The sequence below is a fragment of the Kribbella caucasensis genome (genome assembly GCF_004361855.1).
GTDB classification, from domain to species: domain Bacteria; phylum Actinomycetota; class Actinomycetes; order Propionibacteriales; family Kribbellaceae; genus Kribbella; species Kribbella caucasensis.
On record NZ_SNWQ01000003.1, the window covers coordinates 155,971 to 176,549 of the forward strand.

15 protein-coding genes are annotated in these 20,579 nt (G+C 69.3%); 11 read left to right on the forward strand and 4 right to left on the reverse strand.

Annotated elements, in window-relative coordinates:
* Window positions 1-83 precede the first annotated feature (83 nt).
* Complete coding sequence (locus tag EV643_RS08075; protein ID WP_238165439.1) at window positions 84-935, forward strand: tryptophan 2,3-dioxygenase; 852 nt, start codon at window positions 84-86, stop codon at window positions 933-935.
* A gap of 4 nt (window positions 936-939) precedes the next feature.
* On the opposite strand, the gene EV643_RS08080 is transcribed toward EV643_RS08075, so the two are convergent.
* Together EV643_RS08080 and EV643_RS08085 are read right to left on the reverse strand one after the other, a co-directional pair.
* Window positions 940-6,006: an AAA domain-containing protein gene (locus tag EV643_RS08080; protein ID WP_133799362.1), complete on the reverse strand. Its 5,067-nt coding sequence runs from the start codon at window positions 6,004-6,006 to the stop codon at window positions 940-942.
* Window positions 6,003-7,178: a M48 family metalloprotease gene (locus tag EV643_RS08085; protein ID WP_133799363.1), complete on the reverse strand. Its 1,176-nt coding sequence runs from the start codon at window positions 7,176-7,178 to the stop codon at window positions 6,003-6,005. The genes EV643_RS08080 and EV643_RS08085 overlap by 4 nt, the downstream gene beginning before the upstream one ends.
* A 98-nt stretch (window positions 7,179-7,276) precedes the next feature.
* Here EV643_RS08085 and EV643_RS08090 point away from each other — a divergent pair, with 98 nt between their 5' ends.
* The 3 genes from EV643_RS08090 to EV643_RS08100 are packed head-to-tail and all read left to right on the forward strand — an operon-like array spanning window position 7,277 to window position 9,919.
* Window positions 7,277-7,918 (forward strand): hypothetical protein, encoded by a 642-nt coding sequence (locus EV643_RS08090; RefSeq protein WP_202869445.1) that lies wholly within the window; start codon window positions 7,277-7,279, stop codon window positions 7,916-7,918.
* Window positions 7,896-8,582: a response regulator transcription factor gene (locus EV643_RS08095; protein WP_133799364.1), complete on the forward strand. Its 687-nt coding sequence runs from the start codon at window positions 7,896-7,898 to the stop codon at window positions 8,580-8,582. The genes EV643_RS08090 and EV643_RS08095 overlap by 23 nt, the downstream gene beginning before the upstream one ends.
* Before the next feature lie 35 nt (window positions 8,583-8,617).
* A complete protein-coding gene (locus EV643_RS08100; protein WP_133799365.1) occupies window positions 8,618-9,919 on the forward strand; it encodes a sensor histidine kinase in 1,302 nt (433 codons plus the stop codon).
* On the opposite strand, the gene EV643_RS08105 is transcribed toward EV643_RS08100, so the two are convergent.
* Entirely contained in the window at window positions 9,916-10,890 is a 975-nt protein-coding gene (locus tag EV643_RS08105; protein ID WP_133799366.1) for an NmrA/HSCARG family protein, read from the reverse strand. The genes EV643_RS08100 and EV643_RS08105 overlap by 4 nt on opposite strands.
* A gap of 88 nt (window positions 10,891-10,978) precedes the next feature.
* On the opposite strand from EV643_RS08105, the gene EV643_RS08110 reads away from it, so the two are divergent.
* The 7 genes from EV643_RS08110 to EV643_RS08140 all read left to right on the forward strand — a co-directional run bounded on the left by EV643_RS08110 (window position 10,979) and on the right by EV643_RS08140 (window position 19,774).
* Window positions 10,979-11,479 carry a MarR family winged helix-turn-helix transcriptional regulator gene (locus EV643_RS08110; RefSeq protein WP_370452234.1) on the forward strand — a complete coding sequence of 167 codons (501 nt, stop codon included), beginning with the start codon at window positions 10,979-10,981 and terminating at the stop codon, window positions 11,477-11,479.
* A gap of 108 nt (window positions 11,480-11,587) precedes the next feature.
* The gene (locus EV643_RS44710; protein ID WP_202869446.1) at window positions 11,588-11,878 is read left to right on the forward strand and encodes a hypothetical protein; all 291 of its coding nucleotides are present in this window, start codon (window positions 11,588-11,590) and stop codon (window positions 11,876-11,878) included.
* Window positions 11,875-12,804 (forward strand): FAD:protein FMN transferase, encoded by a 930-nt coding sequence (locus EV643_RS08120; RefSeq protein ID WP_133799368.1) that lies wholly within the window; start codon window positions 11,875-11,877, stop codon window positions 12,802-12,804. Before EV643_RS44710 ends, EV643_RS08120 begins: the two co-directional genes overlap by 4 nt.
* Entirely contained in the window at window positions 12,801-13,382 is a 582-nt protein-coding gene (locus EV643_RS08125) for a ferric reductase-like transmembrane domain-containing protein (RefSeq protein ID WP_133799369.1), read from the forward strand. Before EV643_RS08120 ends, EV643_RS08125 begins: the two co-directional genes overlap by 4 nt.
* Window positions 13,379-14,599 carry an NADH-ubiquinone oxidoreductase-F iron-sulfur binding region domain-containing protein gene (locus EV643_RS08130; RefSeq protein ID WP_133799370.1) on the forward strand — a complete coding sequence of 407 codons (1,221 nt, stop codon included), beginning with the start codon at window positions 13,379-13,381 and terminating at the stop codon, window positions 14,597-14,599. Before EV643_RS08125 ends, EV643_RS08130 begins: the two co-directional genes overlap by 4 nt.
* Complete coding sequence (locus EV643_RS44715) at window positions 14,596-14,820, forward strand: ferredoxin (RefSeq protein WP_133799371.1); 225 nt, start codon at window positions 14,596-14,598, stop codon at window positions 14,818-14,820. Before EV643_RS08130 ends, EV643_RS44715 begins: the two co-directional genes overlap by 4 nt.
* A gap of 88 nt (window positions 14,821-14,908) precedes the next feature.
* On the forward strand, window positions 14,909-19,774 hold the full coding sequence (locus EV643_RS08140) for an NAD-glutamate dehydrogenase (protein ID WP_133799372.1): 4,866 nt from the start codon (window positions 14,909-14,911) through the stop codon (window positions 19,772-19,774).
* 9 nt (window positions 19,775-19,783) lie between these two features.
* On the opposite strand, the gene EV643_RS08145 is transcribed toward EV643_RS08140, so the two are convergent.
* Window positions 19,784-20,521 carry a GntR family transcriptional regulator gene (locus EV643_RS08145; RefSeq protein WP_133799373.1) on the reverse strand — a complete coding sequence of 246 codons (738 nt, stop codon included), beginning with the start codon at window positions 20,519-20,521 and terminating at the stop codon, window positions 19,784-19,786.
* Between the last annotated feature and the right edge of the window lie 58 nt (window positions 20,522-20,579).

Below are 20,579 nucleotides of genomic sequence, written 5' to 3' on the forward strand. Positions count from 1 at the left end.
CCCCTGTCCCAACGAGCAACTTCCTGCGCGGTCACACATCTCCCGGACTTTCTCCGGCGGGCGTGGCGGTTATCCTCGGCCTCGTGAGCACCACGAGCGACACCAACGGGGTCGAGCCGAACGCCGACGCGGTGACCGGGCGGTGGGACGGCGTCGACGTGCATTTCGGCGAGGAAGGCGGCCGGCTGACATACGGCAGCTACCTGCGGCTGGGGGCCCTGCTCGACCAACAGCGGCTGGAATCCGATCCGCCGGCCCACGACGAGCTGCTGTTCATCACCATCCACCAGGTGTACGAGCTGTGGTTCAAGCAGGTCCTGCACGAGTTGACCGCGTCCCGCGACGCGATGCTGGCCGACGAGCTCTGGCTGGCCGAGCACCTGCTCCGCCGGGTGCACACGATCGAGCGCATCCTCACCCAGCAGGTCGACATCCTGGAGACGATGACCCCGCAGGACTTCGGGGAGTTCCGGCACCGGTTGTCGCCGGCCAGCGGGTTCCAGTCGGTGCAGTTCCGCGAGATCGAGTTCCTGTCCGGCGCGAAGGACCCGTCGTTCGTGAAGCGCTTCCGCGGCCTCACCGACGCCGAACGCACCCGCCTCGAACAGCGCCTGGAAGAACCGACCCTCTGGGACGCCTACCTCGCCGTGCTCCGCGCCGCCGGCTTCCCCACCGATTCGGAGGACGAGATCCGCACCGCGCTGCAGACCGTCGCCGCCGACCGCAGCAAGTACGCCGCGATCTGGGAGCTCGCCGAAGCCCTCCTCCAGCACGACGAGCTGGCTGCCGCCTGGCGAGCCCGCCACGTCGTCATGGTCGAACGCATGATCGGCGCCAAACCCGGTACCGGCGGCTCCTCCGGCGCCGGCTACCTCCGTTCCCGCCTGGACCTCCGGTACTACCCCCTCCTCTGGCGCCTCCGCACAACGCTGTAGCTCGTCAGGCGTCGATCGGGCGGCGCAAGGTGTCGAGGAGTTGGCTGATCACGGTGTCGGGGGATCGGGTCCAGTCGGTGGTGAGGACGTGGTGGACCCGCCAGCCGGTCGTGGTCAGGGCGCGGGGGTGAGTGGTCAACCGCTCCAGCAGTGAGTCGGCCGCCAGCCGTTCAGGGGAGTCGACCAGTACAGCCAGCCGGTGACCGGTGTCGCCTGGCAACTTCAGCGCGAGGTCGCATCGGAAGACGGACTCGCCCACAGCGGTCTCGACCTCGACCCCGCGGGCCTCCAACGCCTGCCGCACCTGCTCGACCACAGCACCCGTCACCCGCGCGGCCGATCTCTCAGCTGACCTGCGGCCCTGGCCCAGCGCATACGGCATCAGGGCGGCCTTGGCAGCGGGGATGTCGCCGCGGGAGACGGCCGCAGCGTAGGAGAGGAACCGGCGCAGGGTGTTCGCGCCGTCGTTGTAGCTGTTGGTGATCGCGTCCGGCTCGATGCTGCTGACCACGACCATGTGCTGCCGGGCCCGGCTGAAGATCACGTTCAGGCGCTTCTCGCCGCCGGCGGTGTTGATCGGGCCGAAGTTCATCAGCATCCGGCCGTCCGGTCCGGCGGCGTAGCAGACGCTCATCAGGACGATGTCGCGCTCGTCGCCCTGGACGTTCTCCAGGTTCTTCACGAACAACCCGACGTCCTGCTCGCCGTGCGTCCTGACCTGTTCGGCCTCGTAACGCGTGCCGAACGCCGGATCGGCCTCGGCCAGCTCGTCCAGGGCCCGTTCGATCTCGCCCTGCTGGGCCTCGGAGAAGGCGACGATGCCGAGGCTCTTGCCGGTCTCCCGGTCGAGCAGCTCCCGCACGAGCGCGGCGATCCACCGAGCCTCGGCAGGATTGGTACGCCGTACGTAGGTGCCGTCGACGAGCTGGACCGACGTGATACTGCCGGCCAGCACGCTGTCACAGACCTGCGGCAGAACGGGGGAGTCGGACCGCAGCGTCCATGGTGGTGCGGCGGGCGCGGGCAGCCGGTCCGGAATGGTTGCCAGCCGGCCCTGGTAGAACGCCGCGTTGCTGAACGAGATGAGGGCCTCCGACCGGCTGCGGTAGTGCCAGGTCAGCATCGTCGAAGCCAGCCGCAACGCGCTGATCGAGAGGAAACTGTCCTCGGTCAACGCGATCCCGACCTGCTCGGCACCGTCGTCCTCCTCCTCCGGTTCGGCCCCGGCCACCAGCTGAGCACGGACCCGGAAGTACTGCGTCGGCGGCAGCTGCATCTGGTCGCCGACGACGATCACCTGTGGCGCCCGGTGCAGCGCCGGAATCGCTTCCTCGACCGGGATCTGACTGGCCTCGTCGTACACGACGACGTCGAAATCGGTGGTCAGCGGCAAGGTGTCCGACACCGACGGCGGGCTCATCAGCCACACCGGCCGGAGCAGCGACGTCACCGCGCCGGTTTCGCCGGACGCGAGATCGCGGATCGACCGGTACCGCATCACCTTGCCGAACTCGTGCTCCAGTTCGCGCCGGCCGGTGGCGAACGTCCCCTTCCGGATGCGGTCCTCCGGCGACATCCCGGTCACGCTCAGCTCGGAGTGCGCCACCTCGGCGAGGAACCGGCGCCGCACCCGGGCGACGACCACCTCGGCGTTGAGCGTCGTCAGCTCGTCGTAGACCAGGCTCAGCTCACCGACGATCGAGTCGACCCGCGCCGACGAGACCTGCAACGGCGCGGCTGCTCGCGACCGCTCCCACTCCGCCGCGCAGACGGCGTACTCGAGCTGCTCTGTCGAGGCATCCAACCGCCGCACCGCCGTCTGTACGGCTTCCGATGCCGAGCCCAGCTCCCGCAGCGCCGGACCAACAGCCCGTACGACGGGTTCCGCCGTCGCCAACGCCTCCGTCACCTCCCGGACACCGGCCACGGTCAGGTCGGTGTACTCCGCCGCGAGCAGGTGCCGGGTGGACTCCTCGGCCTTCGTGAGTGCCTCGGCGATCCGGGCCAGTCGCGCGGGAACCCCGTCCTGCAAGGCGATCCGCCAGTCCGCGAGGTGCGGGTGCTTCCGCAACGCTGCGAGCCGGTTGGCGAGCTCGCGCGGATCGTCCGTGCCCCAATCGCGTTGGGTCCGCTCTGAGTGCTCCGTCACCGCGGCGGTTGCCTCGTGCGCCGCGACCAGGTCGGTGAGGATCTCTGCCACCGATGGCCGCACCGCCCGCGTCGTACCGTCGAAGCGATCCTTCACCAACGATTTCACCCGGCGCCAATCGCCGCTGAGGAAGGAGAGCAGGCCGCCTTCCTTGCTCTGGGCAACCTTCAGTGCGGTCCTGGCGTCCGCCGGCGCCAGCGGGTCACTCCAGCCGGAGGCCGCGTCCCAGCCGGATCGCTCCGCAGCCACCAGTCGCTCTCGTTCGGCACCGGCCGCCGCCAGCCGCTGAGCGGCCGCGGAGTCCGGTGTGATGACGTCGGCCTGGTCGCGGTCGACGAGCGGACCGAGGGTCAGCCCCAGCTCGCCGAGCGCCCTTGCGTGCTTGACCGTCCACCCGCTCTCGGGCTCTGTGGCGCCGGACTCCGCCAATGCACTGGCGACTGCGGCCCAGTCGTCGCGGATCTCTCGCGCCCGATGAGGCACGTCGGTGTCACCCCACCGCGCCGGTGCGAGCAACGCGAGTGCGCTGCGCGCGAGCACCGCACCCGAAGACGGTTCGGCGGCGGCCAGCTCCTGTGCCAGCTGGTGGACGATGGGTCGCGCGGTCCACCATTCACCCAGCGGAGGGATCAATCGCTTCTCGTCCGGTGACAGGTCCTCGCCCCAGCGGTGATCCCGCAGCTCGGCGAGGCGGTCGACCACGTCGCGCAGCCGCGGCGTACCAGCGGCGAGCTTCGCCTCGAACTCAGCGACGGTCGCCAGCAGCCGATCCACCCGCGCGACCAGCTCGGCCCGGCGGGCGGTCAGCGCGTCCAGGTCGTCCTCGGCGGCGAGCCAGCTCTCGTAGGTGTCGCGCAGCTCGTGCACGAACGCCTTCTTGTCGGTCTGCGAGTCGTGGATCAGCGTGCACAGCCCGTCCAGCCGGCGGCTCGCCAGCCGGGCGTGCACGACGTCGAGGGCGGCCCGCTTCTGGCAGACGAACAGCACCCGCTGCCCGCGGGCGACGAAGTCCGCGATCATGTTCGTGATCGTCTGCGACTTGCCGGTACCGGGCGGGCCCTGGATCACGAAGCTCTCGCCCCGCTGCGCCCGCGCGATCGCCGCCACCTGTGAACCGTCCGCCGAGACCACCAGGTGCCGGTCAGCGATCGGCAGCTCCGGCGGCACACTGCTGAGCGGCCGTGGCCGGTCGGAGAACAACTGGTCGAACGAGGGACACGACTGCCCGTTCCCTAGCAACTCGTCGTAGTCCCGAACCAGGCCGAGGGTGCGGTAGTTGAAGTTCGCCAGCGAGACCGCGCAGAGGTCGACGTCCCAGGAGTACGGACCGCCGCCTTCGGTGTCCAGCGTGTAGGTGTCGGTCTCGATCATTCCCGGCAGGCGCGGCGTACCACCGAGGGCGACGCCCAGCGGAAGATCCGGCACCGCCAACTGGGTGCGGAAGATCTGCACTCCCAGTGGGTTGTAGTCGGTCCGCCGGTAGGAGTACGCGTAGTGGCGGCCGCCGAACTCGTTCGCGGTGTTGCCGTGCTGCCTGCGGCGGTAGTTGCGCAGCCGCACCATCGCGCGCTGCCGGACCAGGTCGATCCGCGGCTTCTCCCGCAGCTGCAGCCGCAACCCGGGCTCGGTCGCCTGGATCTCCTTGGCCAGTCGCTCGTGCAAAGCCGCGATCGCCCCCGGCTGGGCCAGGTCCACGGTCTCGGGCAGGTTGATCCCGTACAGCTGGTGCAGGTGGTGACGCAGTGTCGGGTTCACCTCGGCGACCGGATCGGTGACGCGCAACGTGTACGAGTCGCGCACGCCGCGCTTCTTGGTCAGCTCCACCTTCGCCAGCACCAGGGGCGAGGCGAGCCGGGTGTTCGGGTCGTTCTTCAGGTCGTGCCAGCGTAGGAACGCCGGGACCAGGCGGAGCTGATCCTGCCCGTACTCCCTGCGGTCCCGGCGGGCAGTGGCGATCAACTTGTCCAGCGAGTTCGCGGCGTACGGTGCCTCGTCGTACCGGATCCACTTGCCGAGCGGCTGTGCCTTGCCGAGCAACTGTGCGCCGAGTTCGTCGCGCCAGGTGAACAGTTGCTCGGCGCGGATCGTCCGCACGTCGAGCATCAGCGGGACCGACACCTCGGTCAGGTTCACTGTCTGGGCGGTGGGCCGGAAGTTGACCAGCCGGTTGCGCCGGGACAGGTCGAACAACCGGTCCCGCAGCGCCCGGAGCACCGCCGTACGCCGGTCGGCCGCGCCCCGGGTGATCGCCTCGACATCGAAGTCCAGCGGCTGGTCCCGGTAGTTCTCCAGTTGCTCGATCAGGGAACGGAGATCCTGGGCCCGGTGGTGCCGGTCCGGCTCGGCCATCTGGGCGGCCACCGAGACGATCACCGGGTGCAGGCCGGGATCGAGGCCGTAGAGGTTGCCCCGGGCATCGATCAGCCGGGCGACGTCCTCGGTCCGGGACAGGTCGAGCCCGCAGCCGAGCCCGATCAGCAACTGGCCCAGGCTGAAGATGTCGGTCAGCGGGTCGTGGTGGCCGACGACGTGTTCCCAGCTCTGCCAGCCGGCCACGTGCACGGGCGCGGTGATCGCGTCGGGGATGGCGTCGACGACGGTGGTCCGTGGGGTGCCGCCGCTCTCACCCAGATCCTGATCCGTCTGCCGGTGCGCGACGACGTCGACCGCGGTCGCCCGGTGTCCCTCGCGCGTGTCGATCTCATGCTGGGCAAGCTGTGGCCGAGTGGCCAGCTCGGGGGCGAACCCGAGCCGGGTCCGCTCGTCGACGGTGAGCCGGTCGAGGCCCTGCAACGGCGCGACCAGTCCGCGCTCGTGCACGTCGGCGGTCGCGTGGAGCAAGGGCAACACCGCTGCCAGCAGGGCGTCGTTGCCGAGCCCGCCTTGCGAGACGGCGAGTGCGACCAGGTCTTCGGCGCTCACGCGACCACCTCGTCCGCGGACTGGGCGAGCTTCGCGCGGCGCTTGTCGCTCCACCCGAGCTCGTCGTCCGCAAGGTCGTCGTACGTCGTCAGACCCACCCGCCTCGCGATCGCCATCGACGCGACCAGGCCGGCGTCACCGGTGTCCGGGTCGGCGGTGGCGAGGTCCAGCAGCAGATAGCAGAGGTACCGTTTCGTTGCCTCGGTCAACGGTCTTGGCCGTGGCATCGGCGCCCCGTCGATCGGCCGCACCGCCAGCGGCTCGTCGAACCGCCGCACCGCACCACCTGGTACGCCGAGCGGCCCGGGTGGATCCGCGAAGCCGGCCGAGGTGGTCGCGACCGCGTCCGTGCGGAGGCCGTCGGTCTGCGCGATCCGGGCGGCGAAGTCGGTGCTCAGTTCACGCAGCAGCGCCGCGTCCAGCAGGTCCGGCGCATCGACGTCGAGCGGGCCGGTGACGAGGGACTCCACATCCTCGCCGGCCAGCCAGTTCTTCAACGCCCAGGCTCGGGCCACTCCTTCTGGGTGACTTGTGCCCCGGCTGCCCGTGCTCAGGTCCAGTTCGTCCGCCTGCCGCAAATACGCCTCGGGGTCCGCCGAACTCAGTCCCGTCTGGAGTTTGAGCAGTGCGCGCACCGTCGTACTCAGCTCGCCGCAGGCCGTCAGCGCGCCGCGGTCGGCGTACAACTCCGTCGCGAGACGCCAGCGCCGGTAGGTCTCCAGATACTGCTGTGGTGTCCGCGCGTCCCCGGCGGCCGCGTCCAGCAACCGGTCCACCACGAGATAGGCACCGTCCTCCGCCTCCCACAGCAGCCGGTGCGCCAACTCGTGCCCGACGACGGCCGTGAGCTCGTCGGAGTCAAGCCGCTCCAGCAGCGGTCCCTCGAAGACGATGACTGCCGGACCGTCCTGGTGAACGTAGACCGCGTTGGCGTCGCCACCGCCGTGCACCTGAAAGAACTCGACCGCGGCGTCCACGCCCAACGCCTCGGCCGCCCGCCGCCCCGCCTGATGCACACAAGGATGCGCAGCCTCCGCCAACCGATAGGCATTACGCAGCAACACGTCGCCCACCCCACCCACCGGGCCACCCTGCAAAGCCGCCCAGGCATGCTCATCCACCCGGTGCACATAACCCAGCACACCGCGGTGATACCCCAGCGCCGACAACATTCCGCCACCCTAGCTATGCCATCCGACGAAATCCGCCGGGCGAACCCGCTAATGTCGCCCGGGCCGGGTGCCGGTCGGGTGTGAAGGGGATGGTGGGCGTGAAGGTCTACTCCGATGTGGGGGCGCAGCGGTTCGGGCAGGTGCTGGGGGATCTGTTGCTGTTGGGGTGGATCGGGTTCTGTACGGCGCTGGGGCTGGTGGTGTTCCGGATCACCAACGCGTTGGGGTATCCGGGGCGGAAGGCGGCCGAGGCGGGGGACGGGCTGGCGGAGGATCTGCGCCGGATGTCGGAGCCGATCGGCAAGGTTCCGGCGGTCGGGGATCAGTTGCGGGCACCGGTCGACGGGGCCGCGGGGGCGGCTGCGCGGTTGGCCGAGGCGGGGCGGGATCAGGCGCATGCGGTCGAGCAGTTGGCGTATCTGCTGGCCGGGGTGACGATCGGGTTGCCGGTGTTGTTCGCGGTACTGATCTGGTTGCCGCGGCGGATCCGGTTCTCCCGGCGTGCGACGGCGGCGCAGAAGTTCGTCGACAACGAGGCCGACCTGGATCTGTTCGCGCTCCGGGCGATGGCGAACCAGCCGATGCACCGGCTCGCCAAGATCTCCGACGACCCGGTCACCGCCTGGCGCGAGGGCGACACGGCAGTGATCGCCCGGCTCGCCGACCTCGAGCTCCGCAGCACCGGGATCAAGGCACCCCGGCCGCTACCCTCGACGAATGGCGAGGGTGTTGCTGGTTGAGGATGACGACGCGATCCGGACGTCGCTGAGCAAGTCGCTCACGGCGGCCGGGCATGTCGTCACGGCGCTGGCCACCGGTGCCGAAGCGGTCGCGAAGGCCGCCCGCGACCGGCCCGAGGTGGTGCTGCTCGATCTCGGCCTGCCCGATCTCGACGGGCGCGACGTGCTGGCGATGGTCCGCTCGGTCAGCGACGTCCCGGTGATCGTGGCGACCGCGCGGGACGACGACGCGAGCGTGGTCAAGCTGCTGGACGCGGGCGCGGACGACTACGTGATCAAGCCGTTCAGCTCGGCCCAGATCGACGCCCGGATTCGTGCCGTACTGCGCCGGCTCGGCAACGACCAGCAGAACGAGGTGGTCAACCTCGGCAGCCTGGAGATCGATCCACGCAGCCGCGAGGTGACTGTCGACGGCAAGTCGGTGGACCTGACGCGCAAGGAGTTCGACCTGTTGCTGGCGTTGTCGCGTCGCCCCGGAGCGGTGGTCAGCAAACGGGAGTTACTGGCCGAGGTGTGGGGGCTACCGTGGGGCGGCGGCGATCGGACGGTCGACGTGCACCTGTCCTGGTTGCGCCGCAAGCTCGGTGAGACCGCGGCCGAACCGAGGTTCCTGCACAGCGTCCGTGGGGTCGGCGTGAAGCTCGCGGCCCCGGAGAGCAGCTGACCGTGCGGCACCGGATCCTGTTGCTCTCTGTCGGCATGACCACGTTGGTCGTGCTGGCGTTCGCCGTACCGCTGACCCTGCTGATGCGCAACGCGGCGCTCGACGACTCGCTGGAGAAGGCCCGCGTCCGCATTCAGGGCATCGCGTACTACGTGGGCGACAAGAAGAACACCACCGAGGACATCGAGGCCTATATCGAAGGCGTCGCCGGCGACGGGCCCGGCCGGATCGCGGTCCGGCTGGCCGACGGGACGACGCTGGGCGATGCGCCGCCGGGTGGGGTCACGGCGCCCAAGGTCGACCCCAGCAGCTACGGCGACGGCGACGGTGACGACTCGAAGGGCCCGCCGAAGACCTCGGCGGTCTCGTTCCGGTCCGTCGACGGTGGGAAGGCGACCGAGGTCGACGTCGGAACGCCCGACGGACCCGCTTCTGTCTGCCTGTTCCTGACCAACGACGAGCTGTACGACGGGCTCGCGTCGCGCCTGGCGATCCTGATCGCGGGCAGCCTGCTCGTTCTGCTGCTCAGCATCCTCGGCGCTGAACTGGTCTCCCGCCGCCTCGCCCGTCCGTTGGAGGAAACCGCCGGTACCGCGGAACGCCTGGCCCGCGGCGATCTCGACGCGCGAGCCCCGACGACTGGTCCGGCCGAGGTCGCCAAGGTTGGTGCCGCGCTCAACGGTCTGGCAGACCGTATCGACGAGGTGATCGCGGTCGAACGTGAAGCGGTCGCCGATCTCTCCCACCGGTTGCGGACCCCGTTGACCGCGCTCCGCCTCCAGGTCGAGGCGCTCCCGGACCGCGAACGGGCCGAGGAGCTCAACACCCAGGTCACCACCCTCGAACGAACTCTGACCGCGATCATCAAGGCAGCCCGTCGGCCGCAACGCGAGGGCCGGGTCCCGCATTGCGACGCGGTCGAGGTGGTCCGCCAGCGGGCCGCGTTCTGGGAGCCTCTGTTCGAGGACCAGGGGCGCGAACTCACCCTCGATCTGCCCACCCCGCCGGCCGAGGTCCGCGCCTCAGCCGAAGACCTGGCCGCCGCCCTCGACGCCTTGGTCGAGAACGTCGTCGCCCACACGCCCGATGGCACCCCGGCCCGCATCGCCCTCACCCGCGAACAAATCGGTACTACGACCGGCGTCCGCATCACCGTCGCCGACGAGGGCCCCGGCATCCCGCTGGGCGCCGGTGAACGCGGCCGCAGCGACCGCGGCTCGACCGGCCTCGGCCTGGACATCGCCCGCCGCGCCACCGAAGCCGCCGGCGGCCGAATGACCATCCACCCCAACCGGCCCACCGGCGCCCTGATCAACCTGACCTTCGCAGCACCCTAGGAGACTGTGATCCGCTGCTTGTTGTCCTTCAGCCAGTCGGCGAAGGACTTCAGCTCCGGGTTGAGCTCGCGAACCAGGTCGAGGTCGCGATCGCCGGTGAAGCGGTCCGAGTCCTCGGCGTAGAACTGGAACATGTTCGCCATCTCCACCGCCGAGGGGAAACCGAACTGCCGGAACTCGTCCCAGGTGTACGGCTTGTAGACCACCTTCTCGCCCAGCGCCTCGCTCAGCGCCGCCGCGTACTCCTTGCCGGTCAGGTGATCCCCGGCGATGCTGACCGTCCGCCCGACGAACTCCGTGCCTCGCTTGAAGATCCCGAGCGCCGTCTTCCCGATGTCCTCGGCCGCGATCCCGGAAAGCGGCTCGGAATCCATCGGCAGGGTCAGCACCAGTTCACCCTCGGCATCCCGGGCCGGCCAGGTGCCCAGCGTGAACGCGTCGTAGTAGAAGGTCGTCTGCAGGAACGTCGTCGGTACGCCGTACTGGGTGAACAGTTCGTTCGCCTCACCCTTCGCGTCGAAGTGCGGCACCTTGTACCGCCCGTCGTCCAGGCTCGGCACCCGATCGCCCTCGCCGAAGTGCGGCCGGGTGTCCTCCAGCGTCGACCAGATCACGTGCTCGACGCCCGCGTCCTTCGCGGCCCGTGCCGCGTTCGCCGCCTGCTCCAGCTCCATCTCGGCCCGCGTCCGCGCCGCCTCTTCGGCCGGCGTCCGCTGCACCCAGTAGTTGGTCACCACGAAAGCGCCGTACGCGCCGTCGAACGCCTTCCGCACACTCGCCTCGTCGTCGAGGTCGGCCGCGACCACCTCGGCTCCGGCGGCCGCGAGCTCCTTCGCTCCGGCCGACTCCGGGTTACGGGTCAACGCACGTACGGCGAACTCCTGGCCGGCATCGGCGAGGATCGCCCGGACCAGCCCGCCACCCTGCGATCCGGTGGCTCCCACAACGGCGATCAACTTCTTGTCACTCATCAGGTCTCCTCGGAAGTCTTTGAGTTGATGTGTCAACCCGCGACCGAGCATAGCGCGTTTGGTTGATGCGTCAACCCGACCTAGTACGATGGGTGCCGTGGCGAAGGGACCGTGGCTCGACGAGGACGAGCAGCAGGCGTGGCGGAGCTATCTGTTGATGTGGAAGACGCTGGAGGCGCATCTGTCCCGGCACCTGCAACGTGAGTTCGGCCTGTCCTCGTCCGACTTCGAGATCCTGGTCAACCTGTCCGAGTCCGAGACCGGCCGGATGCGCGCGTACGAGCTGGGTGCGGCGACGCAGTGGGAGAAGAGCCGGATGTCGCACCACCTGAGCCGGATGGAGAAGCGCGGTCTGATCAGCAAGGTCGCCTGTGACGCCCGGTATCCGGAGATCGTCATCACCGAGCAGGGGCTGGAGGCGATCCGGGCCTGTGCGCCCGCCCACGCCGCCCTGGTCCGCGAGTTGGTCGTCGACGTCCTCGGCGACGACCGGATGATCGGCATCGGCGAGGCCGCCGACGAGGTGGTCACCGCGGTCCGCAAACACCAGGAGACCTGCTGCCCGCCGGAGGTCCGCGGCGACTGCTGAGCCGCTCCGTTGACTGAGAGCGGCACTCAGCAGACTCTCAGCAGAACTTGATCGGGGCTTGACGTTCCCTTGGCGTGCGCCTGAATCGCCTCCCGCGAGGCTTCAGGCATGGTCACCAACGAAGCCCTCGAACCCCTCAACAAGCGCACCCGCTGGCTGCGGCGAGCCTCGGCGGCCGCGATCGCGACCGCCGTACTCGGTGTCGGCGGCACCGGTCTCGCCGTCGCCGTCCTCACCAACCAGTCCGACTCGGGCGGCACCACGGCCAGTTCCGACGAGGGCACCAGCTCGAGCTCAACCTCCAGCTCAAGCAGTTCGAGCTCGAGCAGCAGTTCAAGTGGACTGGGCTCGACCGACTCGAGCAGCAGCTCGTCGCAGGGCGGGAGCAACGGCTCATGACCCGCAAGACCGCCTCCCGCACCTGGACCGCCTGGAGCTGCAAGGTCCGGCTCACCGTCGACGACCCGGCCGTCCTGGGCGCGGCCTGCGGTGCCCTGAAGGCACTGATGGACCGAGTCGACAAGGCGGCCAGCCGGTTCCGCACCGACTCCGAGCTGTCCGTCGTCAACGAGCGCGCCGGCGCGATGGTCCCGGTCTCGCGGCTGCTGACCGACCTGGTCGACGTCAGCCTGGTCGCGGCCTCGATCAGTGGCGGCGCGGTCGATCCGACCGTCGGCTCCGCCGTGATCGCGGCCGGCTACGACCACGACATCGAGACCGTACGCCGGCGCGCGCCGTTGCCTGGGGATCCGTTCGCGATGCGCCCGATCGTCCCCGGTTGGCAGCAGGTGCAGCTCAACCGCAAACTCGCGATGGTCGGTGTCCCGAAGGGATCCGCTCTCGACCTCGGCGCGACCGCCAAGGCCTGGACCGCCGACCGCGCGGCGCTGATCCTCAGCAAGCGTCATGGGTGCGCTGTGCTGGTTGAGATCGGCGGTGACCTCCGCGCGGCCGGCGAACCCGACAAGCCCTGGGTGATCGAGGTGGCCGAACGGGCGGGCGACCCGGCGGTCCTGGTCACCCTGGCTCACGGCGGCCTCACCACGTCCACCCGGACCGTCCGCCGCTGGCAGACCGCCGAGGGATCGGCCCACCACGTCATCGACCCGCGCACCGGTCTCCCGGCGGACGGCCCGTACCGGACCGCGTCCGTCTGGGCGCCGAGCGCAGTACGGGCGAACACCTTCAGCACGGCGATCATCGCCACCGGCGAGGCCGCTCTCGGCCGGCTCACCCTGGCCGGGCATCCGGCCCGGCTGGTCGCCGAGGACGGCGAAGTCACCGAGCTGGCGGGCTGGCCCACGGCAAGCAGGGTCGCCTCATGACCCTGTGGTACCTGGCCCGGGCCGCCGGGGTGATGTCGCTCGTCCTCTTCACTGTCGCCGCCTCACTCGGCCTGCTCGCAGCCGGCGGACGGCAACCAGGGCGACGGTTCTGGTTCCAGTACGTCCACCGCTCGGCATCCGCCACCGGCCTGGCCCTCCTGGCCGCACATGTGATCGCGGTGATCGCCGACAGCTACGTAGCCATCAACGCGTCCGTGCTGATCCTCCCGTTCACGTCCGGCTATCGCCCGTTCGCCATGGTCGTCGGAGTACTGGCCCTGTACGGCCTGGTGCTCGCGGCCGTTGTCGGAGCGGCCAGAGGACGCCTGGCCAAGTCCGAGCGCTTCACCAAGAGCTGGCGCTCGATCCACATCGCCGCATCGGTCGGCTGGTTGCTGTCGATCGGACACGCACTCCTGGCCGGCACCGACCGAGGTACGCCGTGGATGCTCGCGATCACGATCTCCTGCCTGGCCGCTGTCGGCGCGGCAGCCGCAGTACGCATCAAGAGCCGCACTGTCCGAACGGGTACGCAGCTCAACCTCGCCAGAGCAGCAGGAGCAGGGAGAACCCGATGACGATCCTCCAGGAGACCCCGGTAGTGACTCGGATCATCGGAGAGCCCCGGCTGTTGTCCGGACTCGACACCGGCCGCGCAGACCTGCAGCGACACCTCTGGACCCACGGAGCACAACCACAGCTGACCCGCGAGGCCTACACGGAGCTGGCCGAGGCGGTCGGGCTCCGAGGTCGCGGGGGAGCCGCGTTCCCGGTCTCGCTGAAGCTGGCGGACCTCCCGGCCAACGGGACCGAGGCTGTGGTTGTGAACGGCTCCGAGAGCGAACCGGTGAGCCGTAAGGACAGACTGCTCCTCACCCTGGCGCCGCACCTCGTCCTCGACGGTGCTGTCGGTATCGCGCATGGAGTGGGTGCGAGCACCGTCATCGTCGCCGTTCACGACGCTGCGGCGGCCGCATCGGTCCGGGCTGCCATCAGCGAACGCCCGGACATTATCGACATACAGGTGAGCGACACCCCGGGCCGGTTCGTCGCCGGTGAGGCCCGGGCGGTGCTGAGTGTGCTCGAAGGTGGTCCCGCGGTTCCGCCTGGGCGGAGGGTGTTGCCGACCAGGAAGGGGTACCGACGGCGCCCGACCTTCCTGTCGAACGTGGAGACCTTCGCCCAGCTCGCATTACTGGCCAGGCTCGGCTCCCGTCAGTTCGGCACCACCGGCCTGTCCAGCGAACCGGGGACGCAGTTGCTGACGGTCGACGGTGCCGTCCAGCGTCCCGGCGTCATCGAGACCCCGACCGGGATCCCGCTCGACACCGTCCTGCAGTTCACCGGTGCGGACGCTGGCCCGGTGCTCCTCGGTGGGTACCACGGCCGCTGGCTGCCGCAGACCGAAGGCGTCAACCTCAGCCGGCCGGACGCGTCGGCCGGGATCGTCCTCGCGCTCGGTTCGGACACGTGCCCACTCGGCGAGGTGCACCAGGTCGCCAAATGGCTGGCGAGCCAGTCGGCCGGGCAGTGCGGTCCGTGCGTGTTCGGGCTGGCCGGATTGGTCGACGACTTCGGCCGGATTCTCCGTGGTGATCCCACCGGCTGGGAGGACGCCCACCGCCATCTCGGGCTGGTCCCCGGGCGAGGCGCCTGCGCCCATCCTGACGGGTCGGCCCGGTTCCTGGCGTCGGCGCTCGAGGTGTTCGGTGACGACTTGAGGCAACACCTCGAGACCGGCGGCTGCGGCCGCGTAGTACGAGGGGTCCTTCCGGTACCAGGAGGTTCGTGGTGAACAAGGTGGAGATCGACTGGACCCGGTGCGACGGGCACGGGTTGTGCGGGACGTTGCTGCCCGACGACATCACCCTGGACGAGTGGGGGTTCCCGGTCCTGAGGGGGCGCGAAATCACGGCCGGTGAGGTGACGAACGCGCGCCGCGCAGTACTGGCTTGCCCGGCGTTGGCGCTCCGGTTGAGCAAGCTCCACAGGAGCGTCCCAGCATCACACCAGTGACAGAAGTGGACTAGTCTCTGAGTGACCGCACAAGGGCGTGCGGCCCGGCGCAGAGTGGCGCCGACGTCACGCGTGGAGACGGTGGGGAATGCAGAGCAAGCTGGACGTCCAGAAGGCGGATGTGCTCGCCAAGGCGGTGGCCGCGGGAACCCAGGGACACGACCGATCGGTCGACCCGCAGAAGCTGAAGAGCTTCCTGGAGCGGTACTACCGGTATGTGGCGCCGGAAGATCTCGCCGAACGGCAGCCGACGGACTGTCTGGGCGCCGCGAAGCACCACTACAAGTCCGCGACGAACCGGCCGCAGGGCACGGCCAAGGTGCACGTGTTCACGCCGACGCTGGAGGAGCACGGCTGGTCCGCGGAGGGCCGGACGGCGGTCGAGGTCGTGGTCGACGACATGCCGTTCCTGGTCGACAGCGCGACGATGGTGATCAACGAGCAGGGGCTGGAGCTGCAGTTGGTGATCCACCCGCAGTTCGTGGTCCGCCGGGACGTGACCGGCACCCTGCAGGAGGTGCTCGAAGACGGTTCGACCGCGGACGAGCACGACCTGGTCCGGGAGAGCTGGATGCACCTCGAGATCGAGCGGATCCCCGATCCGGCGGAGCACCGCCGCCTCGAGCAGGCGTTGCAGCGCGTGCTGAGCGACGTCCGCGAGGCGGTCGAGGACTGGCCGAAGATGCACGAGAAGGCGATCACGATCGCGGCCGAGCTGGACGCCTCGCAACTCCCGATCAGTGAGACCGAGGTGGAGGAGGCCCGCGAGCTGCTCGAGTGGCTGGCCGACGAGCACTTCACCTTCCTGGGCTACCGCGAGTACGCATTCACCATGGATGGCGACCAGGGCATCCTCCGCGGCGTCCCCGGCACCGGTCTCGGCATCCTCCGCCCGGACCCGAAGCTCGACGAGAACGCCGGGAAGCTGCCGCCCGAGGTGAGCGCGAAGGCCCGGGAGAAGAAGCTGCTGATCCTGACCAAGGCGAACTCGCGGTCCACGGTCCACCGGTCGGCGTACCTGGACTATGTCGGCATCAAGGAGTTCGACGAGAACGGCGAGCCGGTGGCGGAGCGCCGGTTCATCGGCCTGCTCTCCTCGACCGCGTACACCGAGAGCGTCATGCACGTGCCGGTACTGCGGCGCAAGGCGCTCGAGCTCTTCCGGCTGACCGGCTTCGAGGCGAACAGCCACAGCGGCAAGGGCCTGCTGGACGTGCTCGAGACCTACCCGCGCGACGAGTTGCTGCAGGCGCCGGTGGAGGACCTGCTGCCGATCGTGCAGACCGTATTGCGCCTGCAGGAGCGGCGCGCGGTCAAACTGTTCATCCGCCGCGATGTGTACAACCGGTACCTGTCCTGCCTGGTGTACCTTCCACGCGACCGCTACACCACGGCCGTCCGGCTCAAGATGCAGCAGATCCTCAAGGACGCGATCGGCGCCGACTCGGTCGAGTACACCGCGGCCGTGTCCGAGTCCGTGCTGGCCAGGGTCCACTTCGTCGTCCGGATGAAGCACGGCGAGACCGTCGGCAGCTACGACTCGGAACTGCTCGAGCAGCGGATCGTCGAGGCCACCCGGGCCTGGGAGGACGACTTCACCGCGGCCCTTCACAATCTCGGTGGCGACATCGCGGTGACCCGGCTGAGCAGCCAGTACGCACGATCCTTCCCGGAGGCCTACAAGGAGGACTTCGACGCCCGCGTCGCCGTCACGGACGCGATGATCATCGACGCTCTCCCGGCCGAGGACGGCATGGCCATGTCGCTCTACACCCCGATCGACGAGGAGTGGGAGGGCGAGCGCCGCTTCAAGGTCTACCGGACCGGTACGGCGCTCTCGCTGTCGCAGGTCCTGCCGCATCTGACCCACATGGGCGTCGAGGTGATCGACGAGCGGCCGTACGAGATCCGCCGGCCAGACGACACGGCGTACATCTATGACTTCGGGCTCCGCGCCCCGACCGAGTACGAGGAGCGCGAGGAGCTCCGCACGCTCTTCTCCGACACGTTCCAGGCCGTCTGGGACGGGCGGGCCGAGTCGGACAAGCTGAACGCGCTGGTGCTGCGAGGCAGCCTCAGCTGGCGGCAGGTGTCGATCCTGCGCGCGTACCAGAAGTACATCCGGCAAGGCGGTACGCCGTTCAGCCAGGACTACATCGAGAACACCTTCCTCAATCACGTGGACGTGGCGAGCCTGCTGGTCCGGCTGTTCGAGACCAGCTTCGACCCGACTCTGGGAGCAACGGACGACCCCGGCCGGGTGAACGCGGCCGGCCAGCTGGAGAAGGAGATCCTGGCCGCGCTGGACACGGTGCAGAGCCTGGACGAGGACCGGATCCTGCGGTCCTACCTGACCGTGATCAAGGCGACCCTGCGGACGAACTACTTCCAGCCGGGGCCCGACGGACGGCCGCGCGACTACATCTCGCTGAAGCTCGAGCCGAAGGCGATTCCGGACCTGCCGCAGCCGCGCCCGGCGTACGAGATCTTCGTCTACTCGCCGCAGGTCGAGGGTGTGCACCTGCGGTTCGGCGCCGTCGCCCGTGGCGGGTTGCGCTGGTCGGACCGGCGGGAGGACTTCCGGACCGAGGTGCTTGGCCTGGTCAAGGCGCAGATGGTGAAGAACTCGGTGATCGTGCCGGTCGGTGCGAAGGGCGGGTTCTACGCCAAGCAGTTGCCGGATCCGTCGGCCGACCGGGATGCGTGGCTGGCCGAGGGAGTCGCGTCGTACAAGACGTTCATCTCCGGGCTGCTGGACATCACCGACAACATCGTCGGCGGCGAGATCGTGCCGCCGACGGACGTGGTCCGGTACGACGGTGACGACGCGTACCTGGTCGTTGCCGCCGACAAGGGAACCGCGACGTTCTCCGACATCGCGAACGGGGTCGCCAAGGAGTACGGGTTCTGGCTGGGTGACGCGTTCGCCTCGGGTGGTTCGGTCGGGTACGACCACAAGGCGATGGGGATCACCGCGCGCGGCGCCTGGGAGTCGGTCAAGCGGCACTTCCGCGAGATGGGCCACGACTGCCAGAACAGCGACTTCACCGTCGTCGGCGTCGGTGACATGTCGGGTGATGTGTTCGGCAACGGGATGTTGTTGTCGGAGCACATCCGGCTGGTCGCGGCGTTCGACCATCGGCACATCTTCCTCGACCCGGCGCCGGACGCGGCGGTGTCGTTCGCGGAGCGCCGGCGGCTGTTCGACCTGCCGCGGTCGTCGTGGGCGGATTACGACGCCTCGCTGATCTCGACCGGTGGTGGGGTGTACCCGCGGACGGACAAGGCGATCCCGATCTCGGCCGAGATCCGGGACGCCCTCGGGATCGAGGGCACCCTAGCGACGATGACGCCGGCCGAGCTGATGAACGCGATCCTCAAGGCGCCGGTCGACCTGTTCTGGAACGGCGGGATCGGCACCTACGTGAAGTCCGAGGGCGAGTCGAACTCCGACGTCGGCGACAAGGCCAACGACGCGATCCGGATCAACGGCTCCGAGTTGCGCGCCAAGGCGGTCGGCGAGGGCGGCAACCTCGGCTTCACCCAGCTCGGCCGGATCGAGTACGCCGGTCACGGCGGCCGGATCAACACCGACTTCATCGACAACGTGGCCGGCGTGGACACCTCCGACCACGAGGTGAACATCAAGATCCTGCTGGACAAGGTGGTCGCCGACGGGGACCTGACCGAGAAGCAGCGCAACGACATCATCGCCTCGATGACCGACGAGGTCACCGCGCTGGTGCTGAAGAGCAACTACCGGCAGAACATCGGCCTGGCGAACGCCACCGCCCAGGCCGCGGCGCTGCTGCACGTCCACGCCGACTGGATTCGCCGGCTGGAGAAGCAGGGCCTGCTCGACCGGGAGCTGGAGTTCCTGCCGAGTGTGGCCGAGATCCGGCGGCGCAAGGCCGACGGGCGTGGGCTGACCTCGCCCGAACTGTCGGTGCTGATCGCGTACACCAAGATCGTGCTCGAGGCCGATCTGCTGGAGACCTCGCTACCGGACGACGAGTACCTCGCCTCGAAGCTGGCCAGCTACTTCCCCCAGGTGATCCAGGAGCGTTTCCCCGAGCAGATGGCGGCCCACCAGCTGCGCCGGGAGATCATCACCACCCAGGTGGTGAACGAGTTCGTCAACTCGTCCGGGATCACCGCGTACCACCGGCTCTCGCTGGAGACCGGCGGCACCGTCGAGGACGTGGTCCGCGCCAACCTGGCCGCGTCGCGGATCTTCGGGCAGCCGGATCTGCTCGCCCGCAACGCCGACCTGGACAACATCGTCGACGCCGACACCCAGACCAAGATGCGGCTGGAGACCCGCACCCTGGTCGAACGCGCGACCCGCTGGCTGGTCAGCAACCACCGGCCGCCGCTGGACATCGCCGAGCTGGTCGAGTTCTTCTCGCCCGGGATCTCCAAGCTCACCACGGCGTTGCCGGACGTACTGCGGGGCCGTGAGCTCGCGTTGTTCGAGCAGCGCCGGGAGGGCCTGGTGGCGAAGGGGGTTCCGGCCGAGTTCGCCAACCGGATCGCGATCCTGCCGCCGGCGTACGCGGGCCTCGGCATCGTCGAGACCGCCGACCGCGACGACCTCGACGTGCTGGAGGTCGCCAAGGTCCACTTCGCGCTCGGCGAGCGGCTGCAGCTGGGCCGGTTCCTCGAACGCATCATCGGCCTGCCGCGGACCGACCGCTGGCAGACGATGGCGCGAGCCGCACTCCGTGATGATCTGCACGCCGTCCACGCCCGGCTGACCGCGCAGGTGCTGGCGACCACCGACGCGTCCGCCGAACCGGAAGACCGGGTGATCGCCTGGCAGGACGCCAACGCGGCGGCCCTGTCCCGCGCGGCCACCATGATGGAGGAGATCGTCGACACCGAGGGCCCCGAGCTGGCCCACCTGTCCGTCGGCCTCCGCCTGGTCCGCACGTTGCTGGGCAACCAGGCCTGAGATTGGGGCTTACCGCTCGGAGACGATGACGTCGACGGAGTAGTGGTCGGCTCGGTAGCAGTGGTCGCCGAACTCGACCGCTGAGCCGTCGGCGTCATAGGCGGATCGGGTCATGGTGACCAGGGGCTCCGCCTTGGACATGTGCAGGGTCCGGCGTTCGTCGGCGGTGGCGTTGCGGGCGCCGATCCGTTGCCGCGCGACCATCGGACGGATCCCGCGCGCCCGGAGTACGGCGTACAGGCCGTCTTTGGTCAGCTGCTCGACGGTCAGGTCGTTCGTTGTCGGCGGCAACCAGTTGCGCATGATCGCGAGCGGCACATCGTCGGCGTACCGGAGCCGGACGATCGCGACCAGTGGGGTGCCGGCCGGGAGTCCGAGCACCTCGGCGGCGCGGTCGTCCTGGGCCTCGCAGTTCAGCGACAGCACTTCGGTGCGTGGTGCGCGGCCCTCGCGTTCAAGGTCTTCGTACAGGCTGGTCAGCTCGGCCTTGCGGTGCACCATCTGGTTCGCGACCGTGGTGCCGATACCGCGGCGGCGGACCAGCAGGCCCTTGTTGACCAGCTCGGAGATCGCCCTGCGCACGGTCGGCCGGGACAGGCTGAGCCGGTCCGACATGGCGATCTCGTTCTCGAACGGGTCGCCGGGCCGCAGCGTGCCGTCGGCGATAGCGGCGGTCAGCTGTTCGGCGAGCTGGTGGTAGAGCGGCACCGGGCTCGTCCGATCGATCTGGATCGGCAAGGCGGCCATGACGGGGATGTTACATGAACGAGGTATGTATGTCTCGACGTCAAAATGTGTTAACAAA

Excerpts from the sequence above, each read along its gene's own strand:
- EV643_RS08105 (WP_133799366.1), bottom strand. The coding sequence starts at position 10,890 with ATGAGTGACAAGAAGTTGATCGCCGTTGTGGGAGCCACCGGATCGCAG.
- EV643_RS08125 (WP_133799369.1), top strand. The coding sequence starts at position 12,801 with ATGACCCTGTGGTACCTGGCCCGGGCCGCCGGGGTGATGTCGCTCGTC.
- EV643_RS08140 (WP_133799372.1), top strand. The coding sequence starts at position 14,909 with ATGCAGAGCAAGCTGGACGTCCAGAAGGCGGATGTGCTCGCCAAGGCG.
- EV643_RS08085 (WP_133799363.1), bottom strand. The coding sequence starts at position 7,178 with ATGTTGTCGGCGCTGGGGTATCACCGCGGTGTGCTGGGTTATGTGCAC.
- EV643_RS44710 (WP_202869446.1), top strand. The coding sequence starts at position 11,588 with ATGGTCACCAACGAAGCCCTCGAACCCCTCAACAAGCGCACCCGCTGG.
- EV643_RS08100 (WP_133799365.1), top strand. The coding sequence starts at position 8,618 with ATGACCACGTTGGTCGTGCTGGCGTTCGCCGTACCGCTGACCCTGCTG.
- EV643_RS08095 (WP_133799364.1), top strand. The coding sequence starts at position 7,896 with ATGGCGAGGGTGTTGCTGGTTGAGGATGACGACGCGATCCGGACGTCG.
- EV643_RS08130 (WP_133799370.1), top strand. The coding sequence starts at position 13,379 with ATGACGATCCTCCAGGAGACCCCGGTAGTGACTCGGATCATCGGAGAG.
- EV643_RS08120 (WP_133799368.1), top strand. The coding sequence starts at position 11,875 with ATGACCCGCAAGACCGCCTCCCGCACCTGGACCGCCTGGAGCTGCAAG.
- EV643_RS08110 (WP_370452234.1), top strand. The coding sequence starts at position 10,979 with ATGGGTGCCGTGGCGAAGGGACCGTGGCTCGACGAGGACGAGCAGCAG.
- EV643_RS08145 (WP_133799373.1), bottom strand. The coding sequence starts at position 20,521 with ATGGCCGCCTTGCCGATCCAGATCGATCGGACGAGCCCGGTGCCGCTC.